Below are 14,392 nucleotides of genomic sequence, written 5' to 3' on the forward strand. Positions count from 1 at the left end.
CGCAATCCACTCGGGAGGACATTATGAAGTCTATTTTGAAATTGATGGCCGGTGCTGCCATCCTCGTTTCCGTGCATACCGCTGCCATGGCTGCCGATCTCGTCGTCGGTGTTTCCTGGTCGAATTTCCAGGAAGAGCGCTGGAAGACGGACGAAGCCGCCATCAAGAAGGCTCTCGAAGCCAAGGGCGCCAAGTATATTTCCGCTGACGCGCAGTCTTCTGCCGCAAAGCAGCTTACCGACGTCGAATCGCTGATCTCGCAGGGCGCCAACGCGCTGATCATTCTCGCCCAGGATTCCGACGCAATCGGCCCGGCGATCGAAAAGGCCGCTGCTGAAGGCATCCCGGTCGTCGGCTATGACCGCCTGATCGAAAACCCGGCTGCCTTCTACATCACCTTCGACAACAAGGAAGTCGGCCGCCTGCAGGCTGAAGGCGTCTTCAAGGCCAAGCCGGAAGGCAACTACGTCTTCATCAAGGGCTCGTCTTCCGATCCGAATGCCGACTTCCTGTTCTCGGGCCAGCAGGAAGTGCTGAAGGCCGCTATCGACGCCGGCAAGATCAAGAACGTCGGCGAAGCCTATACCGACGGCTGGCTGCCGGAGAACGCTCAGCGCAACATGGAGCAGTTCCTGACCGCCAACAACAACAAGGTTGACGCCGTCGTCGCCTCGAATGACGGCACCGCCGGTGGCGCGATCGCTGCTCTCGACGCACAGGGCCTCGCCGGCTCCGTTCCGGTTTCCGGCCAGGATGGTGACAAGGCAGCCCTCAACCGCATCGCTCTCGGCACGCAGACGGTTTCCGTCTGGAAGGACAGCCGAGAACTCGGCCAGCGCGCCGCTGAAATCGCTCTCGACCTCGCCGGCGGCAAGGACATGAGCAAGATCGACGGCGCCCAGGCTTTCAAGGGCGGCCCGAAGGGCGTTGAAATGCAGTCGGTCTTCTTGAAGCCGCTTGCGATCACCAAGGACAATCTGAACGTCGTCATCGACGCCGGCTGGATCTCCAAGGCGGAAGCGTGCCAGGGCGTCAAGGCCGACAGCGTCGCTGCCTGCAAGTAAGCCAGGGCTGAATTGAAATTGCCGGCGCCGCAGCGGAACACCGCTGCGGCGCCGGATGCGGATGAGAACTCCAACGACGAAGTTTTCTCTGCCTCGCCGCACCATCGCGGGTTTTCATTCCCTGCCGGAAGGTTGTCGCGACGCCACGCGACCGGTTTCCGCAAGCATCGCGATGGTGAGTTGAAGAACAGACGCATGACGCCGATGGCAGTCTCTCGCACGCCGCGGCATCCGTCCAAACAAAGTGGGGGAACGGCAAACCCATGGCCGAAATGGTAAAATCCACAACATCAAGCGGACCGCGAGCGGCGGAAGCCAATCCGGTGACCCGCTTCTTCCGCGCCACCGAGATCGACACGCGTCTGCTCGGCATGATCGGTGCGCTGATCATCATCTGGATCGGTTTCCACATCATCACCGGCGGCCTCTTCCTGACCCCGCGCAATCTCTGGAACCTCTCGGTCCAGACGACCGATATCGCCGTCATGACGACGGGCATGGTGCTGATCATCGTCACTCGCAACATCGACCTGTCGGTCGGTTCCGTGCTCGGCCTCTGCGGCATGATCATGGGCGTGACTCAGGCCAAGATCCTGCCGGAATATATCGGCTTCGACAGCCCCTTCACCTGGGCGATCACGCTGCTGGTCGGATTGGCGGCAGGCTGCCTGATCGGCGCCTTCCAGGGCATCATCATCGCCTTCCTCAACGTTCCCTCCTTCATCGTCACGCTCGGCGGCCTGCTCGTCTGGCGCGGCGCCACCTGGCTTGTCACCAGCGGCCAGACGGTTGCCCCGATGGACCAGACCTTCCGCATCATGGGCGGCGGCGCCGAGGGCTCGATCGGCGCCACCTGGAGCTGGATCGTCGGCATCTGCGCCTGCCTCTTCGTCATCGGCAGCATCGTCGGCTCGCGCCGGCAGCGCCGCCGCTTCGGTTTCCCGCGCCGGCCGATGTGGGCTGAATATTTCCTCGCCGTCCTGAGCTGCGTGCTCATCCTCGGCGCGGTCTGGATCGCCAACAGCTATTACTGGCCGATCAACATCGCCAAGAAATATGCCGAGACCAACAATATTCCCTGGCCCGAAACCGGCCTGGATATCCCCTACGGCATCGCCGTGCCGGTGCTGATCGCCATCGTCGTCGGCATCATCATGACCTTCATCGCGACACGGCTGCGCTTCGGCCGCTACGTCTTCGCGATTGGCGGCAACCCCGAAGCGGCCGAACTCGCCGGCATCAAGACCCGCTGGGTGACCGTGCGCATCTTCGCGCTGATGGGCATTCTGGCCGCCATTGCAGCGGCAATCTCCACCGCCCGCCTCAATGCCGCGACAAACTCGCAGGGTACGCTCGACGAGCTCTACACCATCGCCGCCGCCGTCATCGGCGGAACGTCGCTGGCGGGCGGCACCGGCACCATCGCCGGCGCCATGCTTGGCGCGCTCGTCATGCAGTCGCTGCAGTCGGGCATGGTGCTGGCGCATGTCGATACGCCGCTGCAGAGCGTCGTCGTCGGCACCGTCCTCGTCGTGGCGGTCTGGCTCGACACCGTCTATCGCTCCCGTGCCAAGTGAGAGGAGCCCGAAACATGGCTGATCAACGCACTCCCCTCGTGGAACTGAAAAACATCTCGATCTCCTTCGGCGGCATTCACGCCGTGGACAACGCCTCTGTGGATCTCTACCCGGGCGAAGTCGTGGCCCTGCTCGGCCACAACGGCGCCGGCAAATCGACGCTGATCAAAATCCTCTCCGGCGCCTACAAGCGCGATGGCGGCGAGATCCTGATCAACGGCGAGCCGGCCGACATCCGCAATCCGCGCGATGCCAAGAAATACGGGATCGAGACGATCTACCAGACGCTCGCCGTCGCCGATAATGTCGACGCCGCCGCCAACCTCTTTCTCGGCCGCGAGCTGAAGACCCGCTGGGGCACGCTCGACGACGTCGCGATGGAAGCCTCGGCCCGCGAGGTGATGGGGCGCCTCAACCCCAACTTCAAGCGCTTCAAGGAGCCGGTGAAGGCGCTCTCGGGCGGCCAGCGGCAGTCGGTGGCGATCGCGCGCGCCATCCTCTTCAACGCCCGCATCCTGATCATGGACGAGCCGACGGCAGCGCTCGGCCCCCAGGAGACGGCGCAGGTCGGCGAGCTGATCAAGCAGCTGAAGAAGGAAGGCATCGGCATCTTCCTCATCAGCCACGACATCCACGACGTCTTCGACCTCGCCGACCGCGTCTCGGTGATGAAAAACGGCCAGGTCGTCGGCCACGCCCGTACCGAGGATGTGACCAAGGACGAAGTCCTCGGCATGATCATCCTCGGCAAGGTGCCGCCAAAAGCGATCCCCGGCCCCGGCGCCATGCAGATCTGACCGCCGCAAGGCAACAGCCCGCGACAACAACACTCCGCCGCTCGCAAGGCCGGCGGAGTTTTCTATGCAACGGTCCTCGGGGCTGATGGATAAAAACACCCTGCAAAGCGCAAGCACCCGTATTTCTGAGAATTTCGCGATTGAAGCCGGCCGCAAGCTAGGCTAAGAACCACCCATCGGACAGGCGATTCAAACCGCCTCAGGCATGCACCCGTAGCTCAGCTGGATAGAGTGTTGGATTCCGATTCCAAAGGTCACAGGTTCGAATCCTGTCGGGTGCGCCATTTTCATTAGGTCCGTTCTGGACACATGGTTACGGTTTATGGTGAGGCCCCCTAGGTTTGCGCTTTGGAACCCCTGGTCTGATAGATTCTCCGCGATAGCTTTGCGCCTAACGTCGTGGCCTGCGGCACCATTCGGAAATATGCCTTTACCGTCGGAATAACGCGCTGGGACACAGGCATTCCGTGTAGCGGAGGAACTATATCTTATCGGTGGCGTTTACCGGGACACTCAAAATCCTGGGAGGATAACAACATGAAAACACTGGTCATCTCTGCGGTAGCGCTGTTTCTGTCACTCGGAGGAGCGGCGGTCGCGCAGACGGCGACGGTCGTCGTTCCTGGCGAGGTCAAGACCTATGTCCTAAAACAGGAAACGCCATCCGTCACCTTTGAAGGTGACGTCGCAGTCGGTACGGCGCTTCCTGACACGGTCGAGATCCACACGATCCCCGATCAACCTGATTACGGTTATGTAGTCGTCAACAAAAAACGTGTGCTCGTCAATCCGAAGACCCGCACGGTGATTGAGGTCGTCCAATAAATTGAAAGCATCGCGGGCCTGCTTCCAAGGCCCGCGATTCCTCTCCTCCGTCCGCCTCAGGTGCCCGTTCGCTCGGGGAGCGAGGGCTGAATTCAGCTTGGCATCCACCGCAGCCAGCCGCATCAGATGACGTCGTAATCGCGGGGTCTCCTTTGGGCATTCGAGACGCGAAGGAGCAATATGATCGTCGAATTTCAACCTCTTCATTCGCGGCTGATCTTCACGGTTTGCTGTGGTCGTCCCGAGACGAAGACAGTGTTGTATTCCGCGCAGACCCTTCTCGAGTACAAGCCGAACCACGAAACAGGGGTCGCTTCGGAAAATCACCCCAATGGTCACGAGTGACAGATACGTTCTCCGAGCTTGTCGGAATTCCCAAAACGCATATTTCTGCGTGGCGTCGATTGCACTTCCGATCGCGTATCGGGGGACTTGCGGATTTGCGGCCAGGGAACGCCGGACGACTTCCAAAGCACTTTTACCCATTCGCAGATGATCGGAAGACATGCTGCCTGGATGCTTTCGATATCCCACCAGCCGTTCGGGAACGACTTCGATGAAGTAGCGTGCGGCTAGCTTGAGCTCGAAATCGAGGTCTTCGCAGCCTCCAATGCCGGCTGCTGCATATGAGCTATCAAACCCACCTATCGCAAGCGCGACGTCACGCCGGACGAGAAGCGCGCTTCCATTCCCTATATACTTAACATTCAGATGCCGGGCATAGATATATCCTCTTGCAACATCGGAACTGCCAGGGCGAATGATCTCGTCGTCGTCATTGATGATGTAATGCAGCGTATAGACCGCAGCCCAGTGCGCGGGCAACCGCTCGAGAGCGTTCACCTGCTTTTCGATTTTCGTTGGGTGCCAGAGATCGTCCGCATCAAGGAATGCCACGAATCGACCTGATGATGCCTCGATCCCAGTATTCCTTGCGGCGGCGACACCGCGGTTGGGGGTGGACAGGAGGCGGATCCGTGAGTCTGACGTCGCTATCTGCTCGACGAGTTTTGCCGTGTCGTCCGTGGAACCGTCGTTGACAACGACAATCTCCAGGGCGGCGTAGGTCTGTCGCATAGCGGACCGAAGCGTGCGCTCAATGTAAGTGGAAGCATTGAAGGCCGGGATGACTACCGAGACCAGAGGCTGGTCAGAATGAAATGTGTCTGGTCGATCCTCATCTTTATATGAATGCATTGCAGATCTCTCGCCACGTCATCCAGAAAGATACTTTCGTACAGGTGAAGGGACTGCTTTTTGATTTCTGCCGTTTTCGTACATTCAATTCGGGGCGGGCAAATCCCAGCCGCCGACATTGTTGGAACGCCGTCAACAAGCCTACACTCTAGCTTTGTTCTGCGGGCGCAAACGGACTTTGGTCTGACGTAGACCCTCTACTTTCGTGGAAGAGTGTAGATATGTCAGCCGCACGTTGGCGAACCTTGGAGTTCCAGGCCAGGCGTCAAGATCTGGTCCTCCGACACTTCGTTCGCGCGGGTCGCGCACAGGGGCCGGCGCCCAACCTCGGTGAGGCATCCGGATCTCGGACCTTAGTTGGGTATGCTTGAGACTGAAGTCCTACACGTGGAACGGCTTGTAGCGGGGGAATGTTTTCGATTGGCGACGCCAGAGAGCGCCGCGCCGATTTTGTAGCCGCCCTGGAGACGAACATGCGTCTGCTCATCGTCGAAGACGAACCGGGAATCGCTCTGGTGATCGAGGACGTCGCGATCGACGCCGGATTCGAAATCATTGGCATCGCGGGGAACATGTCAGAGGCTCTGGAGCTCGGCTCCGAAGCGGACATCGCCATCATCGACGTCCGGCTTGGGGATGGACTCACCGGGCCGTCCATTGCCCGCGCCCTCTTTTCCGGGTTCGGACTTGGTGTGGTGTATTTCACCGTGAACCCCGGCCTTATCGAAAACCCGCAGGGCCGAGCTGTCGTCACCAAACCGGCGAGCCCCGAAAGAATAGTGGACGCGTTGTCCATGGCAGCCAAGAACGCAAGAACGCATCGCGTCGCGAGCAGGCCCACCTTCTCCTGAACGCTTGAGGCGCCGTTGATCGGCTTCCTCCACCCAAACCCAATGCTGCCGACGCTATTCCTATTGTCGGTCAGGAGATTCACCTGCCCACTCCGCAATCGTATGAAGCGGCTGTGCTCGAATTTTTCAAGGAATGCTACCCTCGGGAACTCCCCACGACGCCCGACATGGATCGACAGCGCTTCACCAGGGAGGTTCTGACTGGATACAGCAACATCGCTAAAACCTCCCTGGTGTCCTCTCAACAAGGATGAGGAAATTTAAGCGAGATAGCGCCGAGGGGAAGACGGACCTAAGTCTGATTGGCGCTCCAGGACCTGCTTCTCATGGTAGGATTGAAGTAATTGAAGCTCCGTGGAGGGACGGAACAGGAGGACGATATGAAGTTCGGTTCCGACAACGCCAGCCATGAAGAGTGCTGCTTCCAAGGCCATAGCTCAGCCTCGACCATCGCGACGATCGAAGCGGCCCTTTCCGCTGATCACGAGATCAGATATCTGAACCGGCATTACCATGTCGTTTCGCCGAGGCCACGAACCACGTGGAACCCGCGGGCGGCAAAATCACGATATTGCACTGGCCTAACTAAAAGTGTTCAGTCGCTCCTATAGTGTCTCTCTGGACGTTTTCCACACGCTTGCCATGTCTCTATCGAATAGCCAGCCGATGGATCGCGGATGGCTATTCTTCAGCCCGAGGAGACGGAGAGTGCAGCTTGACAGCCATTAAGATAGCGATTGTGGACGACCACCCTCTTTTTCGAGAAGGGGTGAGCCGCAGTCTGTCCGAAATCAAGGATTTCGTCGTTGTCGGAGAAGGGCAGGCGCCGATGACGCTGCCGCGCTGGCGGCGTCCCATATGCCTGACGTCCTTCTGCTCGATGTATCCATGCCCGGAGGAGGTATCGATGTGATTTCCGAAATCGTGGCGCGAAGCCCCAGACAAAGGTCCTGATGCTGACCGCCTCGGAGGAAGTCGACACCCTTATCGCGACGCTGCGACGAGGCGCAGCCGCATACGTCGTCAAGGGTATCGGATCACGCGGTCTTGCTGGGGCCATTCGAACGGTCGTTGGAGGCTCGAGGTACATCTCGCCGACCATGCGCGCCAAGGTCGAACAAGGTCTTCTCGACAGACCGGCTTTACTCACCGGCCGCGAAACCGAGGTGATAGAATTGGTAGCAGAAGGACTTTCAAACAAGCATATTGCGCGCCGCCTGGACCTCCAGGAGAAACGATCAAGCATCACATGACCGAAATACTGTTCAAGCTTGGCGCCACCAATCGAACGGAAGCAGCAATCAGATGGCGCCAGGGCGCCTAGCGGAGGTAGCGTAGCTACGGAACTGAAGGCGCACGGGCTGATCGCCAAGGATTCGAGGTCGCCGACCGTTCGGATTTCTATCCGTGTCCTACAAGCGCAAAGCATTCCGCATTTATAGCGGCGTTGGGAGTCATCAGGGAGGTTCTGACTGGAGTTGGGCAACATGCTAAAACCTCCCTGACGTCCTTGCAAGGATCATGAGCCTGACGTCCTTGCAGGATCAGGAGAGTCTAAGCCGGATCGTGCCGAGGGAAAGCCGGACTTAAGTCCGGCTGGCGACGTCAGGACACGCTGCTCATATCACTTGCGAGGTAACGTGAAGATCCGTGGAGGGGCGGGACAGGAGGAGATGGCCTTGCCCCCAAGTTTTATCCAGTTTTGAGTTCGCTCCGGCGGTTTTGGGTTGCGGTATTTGGGACGGTAGCGGCGGGTTGCGGTGCGGAGCCTTTCCGGCTGCGCAGCACCGCAGCACGTCGCGGGTTGATGGTCTGAGCGAATTCGGCAGGTGTCATCCAGCCGATCCCCGAGTGCGGCCGGTGATCATTGTAATCCATGCGCCAGTTTGAAAGAGCTGATCGAGCTTGAGGCAATGACGAGAAGAGCGTCTCGTTCAATAACTCGTCGCGCAGCCGCCCGTTGAAGCTTTCGATGAAGGCGTTCTGGATCGGCTTGCCAAGCGCAATGTAATGCCAATCCACCTTGCCCCGATCCGTCCATTGCAGGATGGCGTTGCTGGTGAATTCGCTGCCGTTGTCGCTGACGATCATCCTGGGCTTGCCACGTGCCTCGATAATCCGATCCAGCTCACGGGCGACCCGCAGGCCGGAAAGCGATGTATCGGCAACGAGAGCCAGGCATTCCCTGGTGCAGTCATCCACGACCGTCAGAACCCGGAACCTGCGTCCATCGGTGAGTTGATCCGACACAAAGTCCAGCGACCAACGATCATTGGCGGAAAGCGGGATCAGCATCGGTGCTCGTGTGCCGATCGCGCGCTTGCGACCGCCGCGTTTGCGCACCGTCAGCTTCTCCTCCCGATAGAGCCGGAAGAGCTTCTTGTGGTTCACAATGTGGCCCTCACGCCTAAGCAGCACATGAAGGCGTCGATAGCCGAAGCGGCGGCGTTCATGCGCCAGCGCCTTCATGCGCTCGCGAAGGCCATGATCGTCGTCGCGGCTAGTTTCGTAACGGATCGTCATGCGGCAATAACCGATGGCTTTACACGCCCGCCGTTCGCTCATCCCATGTTCGTTCATCAGATGCGCAACAGCTTTCCGCTTTGCTGCGGGCGTCACCACTTCTTTCCCAAAAGGTCTTTCAAAGCAGCATTATCGAGCATGGCATCCGCCAGAAGCCGCTTCAGCTTCGTGTTTTCGTCCTCCAGCGCCTTCAGCCGCTTGGCTTCCGACACCTCCATGCCGCCGAACTTGGCTTTCCATTTATAGATGCTGGCATCGCTGACGCCGTGCTTGCGGCAAAGCTCCGAGACCGGCGTGCCCGCCTCGTGCTCCTTCAGAATGCCGATGATCTGTTCGTCTGTGAAACGGTTGCGCTTCATTCTCTGGTCCTCTCAATGGGCCAGAGCTTACTTCAAAATGGATTATTTCAACGGGGCAAGGTCAGAGAATATGAAGTTCGGCCCCGATAACTACAATCACGAAGAGCGCTGCTCGCACGGTCGGCGTAGAACGCTCCTGCCGCCTCCTGCAACTATCGAAGCGGACGATCGGCGCTGGGTACCGTACCTCTTTTGCTGGTCGCTGTCGCTACGGTGAGGTGAAACGCAACACGGCAATCATTGCTCGGGCTACGTCGGCTCCCGACTTCGGCTGGATTGCCCACTCGATAAATCTTTGCCCCGACGAATTATTGCGAGTAAGTCGGACTTCGGTCCGATGGTAGACAGCAATCTCTCTGCTAATTTCCGTTCCGCTGAGACTACAAAACTCAGCACGAAAAGGGTGTCTGCCCCTGATCCGGAGCACCCTTTTCAAACTCGTTTTCGGGAATCCCTCTTAAATCTCGGCACAGCAACATCCAGGGGGCGATGTCATTGGTCAGTTGCATGTGCGCCGGCTGCTTTCCAATTACCTTTCTATATCCGACGGGAATTAACGATGACTTTGGGCTCCGGGCAGCCCCACGGGCGCGCGTAAGCCGCTGGACAGCTCCACGGCAAAAAACTCATCGATACGGCTCTGCTTGTGACCATTGCCGATGGCAGTGAGCGTGGCGGTCGGATAGGTCTGCGGATCGACGGCGTTGAATTTGCAGGTCTCGATGAGCGAAGCGATGGTCGCCCAGTTCTCCTGCCCTGCCCTCGCCTTCAAATCGAACCTAGAACGGTCGCGCACGTGAGCAACACGTCTTCGAGCGGCATCAATCCTGGTCTGGTATCGGCTTACCCTCGTAGCGCACGCGAAAATTCCTCCTGTGAAAATCCTGCTCGAAGCAGACGAAGACGAGCTCCAAGTCGTTGGCGCTGTCGCGCTTCCCAAGGAGGCTGAGCGTGACAACGATAACGCCGCTGTATCCGCGCGTCAGGCGGAAAGCCGCGTTACGGATGTCAGTTCCTTCCGGATCCCTCCGGTCTTCGCGGCGCTCATAGATGACCCAGAAACGGGCCGCATCCCAAGTCTGCCGCAGGATTTGGCTGACCTCTGCCTTGAACTCTTCGGCATGCATTGCCGGACCCCAAGACAATGCCGTCTCGCCCGCATCGCTAACGACATGGAGATAACCGTCATATTGGTAAGCGCCTGACAGTGACCGTTCGATCGTCTCGAAAGCCGAGTTTTCGCTGATTGTTGTTTTGAAGAGAATTGCCATGGAATCGCTGCGTGCCACTGCCGATATGTCGGTGAGACGGCGAGACTACTGGGTGTCGCCTGGGCGAGCAACGGCGACTTAATTGTCGGGTATTCGAGTCCGCCGCATCGTTCCGGAAATCTGCCTGTCCATACCGGAGACATCGGTAACAGAACGTCCCTAACACATGGGTGACAACCTTTTGCCGAACGGGTTGGCGATGGTTTGCAAAGTCCTCTGCTCCAGATCGATATATCCGAGATCACAGCGCATGAAGCTGGCGACCCAAACGCCGTCATCGACCTCCTCGATGTCGAGCCTCTGGCCGGCCATGACTGTGAAGATATTGATCTTCTTGCGGTACATTCAGATGCGGCTGCAATTGGTCACCAGTACGTCACGCTCGTGGAAGCGGATTTGTGCTTGGCTCCGATGAATGGGTGCAGGGGCGCAATTCGCCTCGGGTGATGGCCCGCATCCTCAACTCACCAACTTTCCTCTCGTTAGGAATTTATTGACCATAAGCTGGCTTTACTGAGCGTGATGGATGCGGAGGTTCCCGCACGTCGTCGAGTGTTTGGTGTAGGCGGGATTGTTCGTGTTGAAGTATCCAGTGCAAGGATTAACGGGCGGAGCCTTGGGCGGAATTGCCACGCTCCTGTCGCGTGCGGAACGGTTTGTCGCGAAGACCATTCTCCCAGCTTTGTTGGCGCTCCCGGCACTTGTCGGTTCCACATCATTTGCCTCGGCGGAAGATCGCGCCCTGAAGCTGTTCTTTACCCATACCGGCGAGAGGGCCACGATTACCTACAAGCGGGACGGAAAGTTCGATCCGAAGGGCCTTGCCCAGATCAATCGGTTTCTGCGCGACTGGCGAAGGAACGAGCCGACGCGGATGGATCCCCGGCTGCTCGACCTGGTCTGGGAGGTGTATAAGCGCAGCGGCGGCAAGGACTATATCCACATCGTCTCCGCCTATCGATCTCCGAGCACCAACAACATGCTCCGCAACCGCTCGCGCAGTACGGGCGTCGCCAAGAAGAGCCAGCACATGCTGGGCAAGGCGATGGATTTCTACGTTCCCGGCGTGAAGCTTTCGACACTGCGTGCCCTTGCAATGCAGATGCAGGTCGGCGGTGTCGGATATTATCCGACCTCGGGATCGCCCTTCGTGCATCTCGACGTCGGCAACGTCAGGGCCTGGCCCCGCATGTCTCGGCAAGAACTCGCTCGAATATTCCCGAATGGGCAGACGATGCATCTGCCGGCCGATGGCCGGCCGCTGCCCGGATACAATCAGGCAGTTGCCAACCACAGGAAACGCGTCAGCACCACCTCGATCCAGATCGCCAGCACGGCTGGAGAAGACGAAGACGCAGGACCCTCGATCACGTCGCGCAAAGACACCACAGAGAGCAAGCTCGTAACAGCACTTCTGCCGACGCCGAAAAGCCGCGCATTGAATGCGCTCTCGTTGCAGACCGGTGCGGTCGAGCGGGATGAAAAACCATCCGCTGCGGGTCTGTCCTCTCTGTCGATTCCGATACCGGCGATGCGCCCGCCCGCCCTCGAGCACGAGGCGGACGAGGACGACAAGCTGGAGACGGCATCGATCGGCCCGATTGCACTGCTTCCGGAGAGACCGGCGCCTGCATTGCCGGCCCACGCACGCTTCGAACCCCTTCGTGTTGCGCACCAGGCCTCTAAACAGGGCGCTGATATGATCGCCTCCCTGCCGATGACCGCTTCCTGGGAAGACGCAAATTTCCTCGGATCGACGTCCGACGCGGCGTTGATGAAATGGGCGCTGCATTCTCCTGGCGACGTGATGGAATTGAACGCGCCTCGAGTTTCTCCCCGCACGGTTCATCGTGAGGTCGATGTCGCGACCTCAGGTCAGGATATCACTCCGGTTGCCGCCACAGACCTGTTCGATGCGAGCCGGTTTGCGTCGCCCCCGGAGGGCTGACCTCACTCATCGAGGCTTGATGCGCTGCACGAAGCCGGTCAGCCGCGCGAGAACGACCACGGTGAGAACCGGTTGGCGGTCCCCGAGAAACCAGGCGTCGCCGCCCAATGCCAGAGGCCTTTCGTGGTCGAGCAGCGTTAGAATGGAGAGCCGCACTGCGGCCGACCAGTATTTTTAGAATCCCCTAAACAATTGCCGCACCTTACAGGCGGTGCCTGCGCATCGGCCCGAAAATCGAAATCGATTCTCGGGAAAAGCGATGTAGATCCAATGTGTTAAAGCGTTAACTATGCGCCTGAAAGGAGCGCAGGCGCCATAGTTTGGATAATAGAACGACGATGACGAAGGTCTCTGCGAAGGCGGAAATTCAGACCAAAGTCCGATCCACCCCGGACTTCGTGCCCATACTAAACGTTCGATCGCTGTAATAACAATAATATATTCTCAAGTAACGAGGCGAGATGATGTGAGAAACGGGTTCGGCTTCATCGGATCGCATTTATGCGACGACTTCTACTTGGAAAATGATACCCAGAAACTGGTTGTTGTTGGCAATCCTTGCACCCGACCTTTCGAAAATATAGCACACATCAAGGATCCCGCGTTTCCACCGAGCGACATCCTTTTCGATGAGGCAACCTCAGCTCTCTGTATCGGGAACTCGTCGGAGAGGTTCTCGATACCATCCCGATTCCTTCGATCGAACTGCAGATGGTGGCAGCCGTCTGATGGAACGGATAGTCGAGATTGGCCAGGCCGTGATGATCGCGCGGCGATCATCTGTAGCATCCGGCCCGGCCGCTCGTTATCGAGCGCGCCGTCGGCAGCAACACCTTAAAGGTGCTGCATTTAACGATTAACATTAATAAGCGAGTATTTCTTAGAATTCTTCTAAGCAATTGTCACGCATTACAGGTGATGCTAATAAACAAGTAGCTTAATCTCAAGTCACGAGGCGCGAAGCAATGAAAAGCGTATTGATTTCTGGCGGGGCTGGCTTCATCGGATCCCACTTGTGTGATCGACTTTTGCTTAGGACGGATATTCAGAAGCTGGTCGTTGTCGACAACCTCTGGACCGGGCTTTTCGAAAATATCGCGCACATCAGGGACCCCCGTTTCCACTTCGTGAAATCCGACGTCGAGACGCTACAGACCTCGGATAAATTCGACGAAATCTATCACCTTGCATCGCCCGCATCGCCGCCGTGGTACATGAAGGAGCCGAAGAGGACGATCTCCGCCAATCTTCTTGGGGCATTCCGGTTGCTCGACCTTCTGAAGAAGGGCGGACGTTTCGGTTTCACCTCTTCTTCCGAAGTCTATGGCGATCCTCTGGTGTCGCCGCAGCCGGAATCCTACAAGGGCCAGGTCGACTGCACCGGGCCGCGCTCGTCCTACGACGAGAGCAAAAGGTGCACGGAGTCGCTGCTGTTCGAGATGCAGCGTACCCAAGGGCTCGACGTCAAAGTTGTCCGCCCCTTCAACATCTATGGTCCCCGGACACGCTCCGACGATGGGCGCGCGGTCTCCAATTTCATCACCCAGGCGCTTTCAGGCCGCCCGATTACCGTGTTCGGCGACGGCCTGCAGTCACGCAGCTGGGGTTATGTCGACGACATTGTCGATGGTTTCGCGCGATATTTCTGGATCAATAAAACCGACTACAAAGGGCCTCTGAACGTCGGCAATGATCGCGAGATTTCGGTTCTCGAGGTCGCGCAATATGTCTCCAGACTCGTTGGCGGCGTGCCGATCGTCTTCGAGCCGTCACCGCCGCAGGACCCAACGAACAGGCGGCCGGACTTGACCAACGCGCACTATGTCATGCCCGAGTGGTCGTGCAAAATCACCTACGAGCAGGGCGTGGCGATGACGCTCGATTGGTTCAGGGGCCAAATGAAGGCGCACGCGGCAGAATAAACCATGATGACTTTCGAGACTCGCGTCTTGGATGCAGGTGACGTAGGTTCACGGTGCG

At 58.5% G+C, this 14,392-nt stretch carries 10 protein-coding genes, 1 tRNA gene and 5 pseudogenes; 10 read left to right on the forward strand and 6 right to left on the reverse strand.

Annotation, left to right across the window (positions count from 1 at the left end):
* Positions 1-23 precede the first annotated feature (23 nt).
* From xylF to G9X68_RS22575, 5 genes are all read left to right on the forward strand, one after another.
* Complete coding sequence (xylF, locus tag G9X68_RS22555) at positions 24-1,064, forward strand: D-xylose ABC transporter substrate-binding protein (protein ID WP_003542055.1); 1,041 nt, start codon at positions 24-26, stop codon at positions 1,062-1,064.
* 263 nt (positions 1,065-1,327) lie between these two features.
* A complete protein-coding gene (locus G9X68_RS22560; RefSeq protein ID WP_171604299.1) occupies positions 1,328-2,641 on the forward strand; it encodes a sugar ABC transporter permease in 1,314 nt (437 codons plus the stop codon).
* A 14-nt stretch (positions 2,642-2,655) separates the two neighbouring features.
* Entirely contained in the window at positions 2,656-3,438 is a 783-nt protein-coding gene (locus G9X68_RS22565) for an ATP-binding cassette domain-containing protein (protein ID WP_171604300.1), read from the forward strand.
* A gap of 207 nt (positions 3,439-3,645) precedes the next feature.
* Positions 3,646-3,722, forward strand: a tRNA-Arg gene (locus G9X68_RS22570).
* Between the two features lie 253 nt (positions 3,723-3,975).
* A complete protein-coding gene (locus tag G9X68_RS22575) occupies positions 3,976-4,263 on the forward strand; it encodes a DUF1236 domain-containing protein (protein ID WP_171604301.1) in 288 nt (95 codons plus the stop codon).
* Positions 4,264-4,323: 60 nt separating this feature from the next.
* On the opposite strand, the pseudogene G9X68_RS22580 reads toward G9X68_RS22575, so the two are convergent.
* Positions 4,324-5,460, reverse strand: a pseudogene (locus G9X68_RS22580) (glycosyltransferase family 2 protein); the annotation flags it as partial.
* Positions 5,461-5,933: 473 nt separating this feature from the next.
* Here G9X68_RS22580 and G9X68_RS22585 point away from each other — a divergent pair.
* From G9X68_RS22585 to G9X68_RS22590, 3 genes and pseudogenes are all read left to right on the forward strand, one after another.
* Positions 5,934-6,311, forward strand: coding sequence for a response regulator (locus tag G9X68_RS22585; RefSeq protein ID WP_171604302.1), 378 nt, complete (start codon positions 5,934-5,936; stop codon positions 6,309-6,311).
* A gap of 380 nt (positions 6,312-6,691) precedes the next feature.
* Positions 6,692-6,802 (forward strand): annotated as a pseudogene (locus tag G9X68_RS32060) (BON domain-containing protein); the annotation flags it as partial.
* Positions 6,803-7,026: 224 nt separating this feature from the next.
* Positions 7,027-7,635 (forward strand): annotated as a pseudogene (locus G9X68_RS22590) (response regulator).
* Positions 7,636-8,003: 368 nt separating this feature from the next.
* Here the strand turns inward: G9X68_RS22590 and G9X68_RS22595 are convergent.
* The 4 genes and pseudogenes from G9X68_RS22595 to G9X68_RS22610 form a co-directional block, all read right to left on the reverse strand.
* Positions 8,004-9,193 (reverse strand): IS3 family transposase gene (locus tag G9X68_RS22595; protein WP_171604303.1). Its coding sequence is split into 2 segments (ribosomal slippage): positions 8,004-8,944 and positions 8,944-9,193, totalling 1,191 coding nucleotides; the frame shifts between segments, so codons are not numbered across the junction.
* 537 nt (positions 9,194-9,730) lie between these two features.
* Positions 9,731-9,950 (reverse strand): annotated as a pseudogene (locus G9X68_RS22600) (transposase domain-containing protein); the annotation flags it as partial.
* Between the two features lie 64 nt (positions 9,951-10,014).
* Positions 10,015-10,464 carry a hypothetical protein gene (locus tag G9X68_RS22605; RefSeq protein WP_171604304.1) on the reverse strand — a complete coding sequence of 150 codons (450 nt, stop codon included), beginning with the start codon at positions 10,462-10,464 and terminating at the stop codon, positions 10,015-10,017.
* A 159-nt stretch (positions 10,465-10,623) separates the two neighbouring features.
* Positions 10,624-10,854, reverse strand: a pseudogene (locus tag G9X68_RS22610) (IS481 family transposase); the annotation flags it as partial.
* Positions 10,855-11,035: 181 nt separating this feature from the next.
* Here G9X68_RS22610 and G9X68_RS22615 point away from each other — a divergent pair.
* Entirely contained in the window at positions 11,036-12,412 is a 1,377-nt protein-coding gene (locus tag G9X68_RS22615; RefSeq protein WP_171604305.1) for a peptidoglycan L,D-endopeptidase MepK, read from the forward strand.
* A 6-nt stretch (positions 12,413-12,418) separates the two neighbouring features.
* Here the strand turns inward: G9X68_RS22615 and G9X68_RS22620 are convergent, their stop codons facing one another.
* Positions 12,419-12,568 (reverse strand): hypothetical protein, encoded by a 150-nt coding sequence (locus G9X68_RS22620; RefSeq protein ID WP_171603940.1) that lies wholly within the window; start codon positions 12,566-12,568, stop codon positions 12,419-12,421.
* An 809-nt stretch (positions 12,569-13,377) separates the two neighbouring features.
* Here G9X68_RS22620 and G9X68_RS22625 point away from each other — a divergent pair.
* On the forward strand, positions 13,378-14,334 hold the full coding sequence (locus G9X68_RS22625) for an NAD-dependent epimerase/dehydratase family protein (protein ID WP_171604306.1): 957 nt from the start codon (positions 13,378-13,380) through the stop codon (positions 14,332-14,334).
* Positions 14,335-14,392: the final 58 nt, after the last annotated feature.

Origin of the sequence: Rhizobium changzhiense (assembly GCF_013087625.1) — a bacterium.
GTDB lineage: Bacteria > Pseudomonadota > Alphaproteobacteria > Rhizobiales > Rhizobiaceae > Rhizobium > Rhizobium sophorae.

Bases quoted from the DNA above. Each gene is read 5' to 3' on its own strand.
- xylF (WP_003542055.1), top strand. From the start codon at position 24: ATGAAGTCTATTTTGAAATTGATGGCCGGTGCTGCCATCCTCGTTTCC.
- G9X68_RS22560 (WP_171604299.1), top strand. From the start codon at position 1,328: ATGGCCGAAATGGTAAAATCCACAACATCAAGCGGACCGCGAGCGGCG.
- G9X68_RS22565 (WP_171604300.1), top strand. From the start codon at position 2,656: ATGGCTGATCAACGCACTCCCCTCGTGGAACTGAAAAACATCTCGATC.
- G9X68_RS22575 (WP_171604301.1), top strand. From the start codon at position 3,976: ATGAAAACACTGGTCATCTCTGCGGTAGCGCTGTTTCTGTCACTCGGA.
- G9X68_RS22585 (WP_171604302.1), top strand. From the start codon at position 5,934: ATGCGTCTGCTCATCGTCGAAGACGAACCGGGAATCGCTCTGGTGATC.
- G9X68_RS22605 (WP_171604304.1), bottom strand. From the start codon at position 10,464: ATGGCAATTCTCTTCAAAACAACAATCAGCGAAAACTCGGCTTTCGAG.
- G9X68_RS22625 (WP_171604306.1), top strand. From the start codon at position 13,378: ATGAAAAGCGTATTGATTTCTGGCGGGGCTGGCTTCATCGGATCCCAC.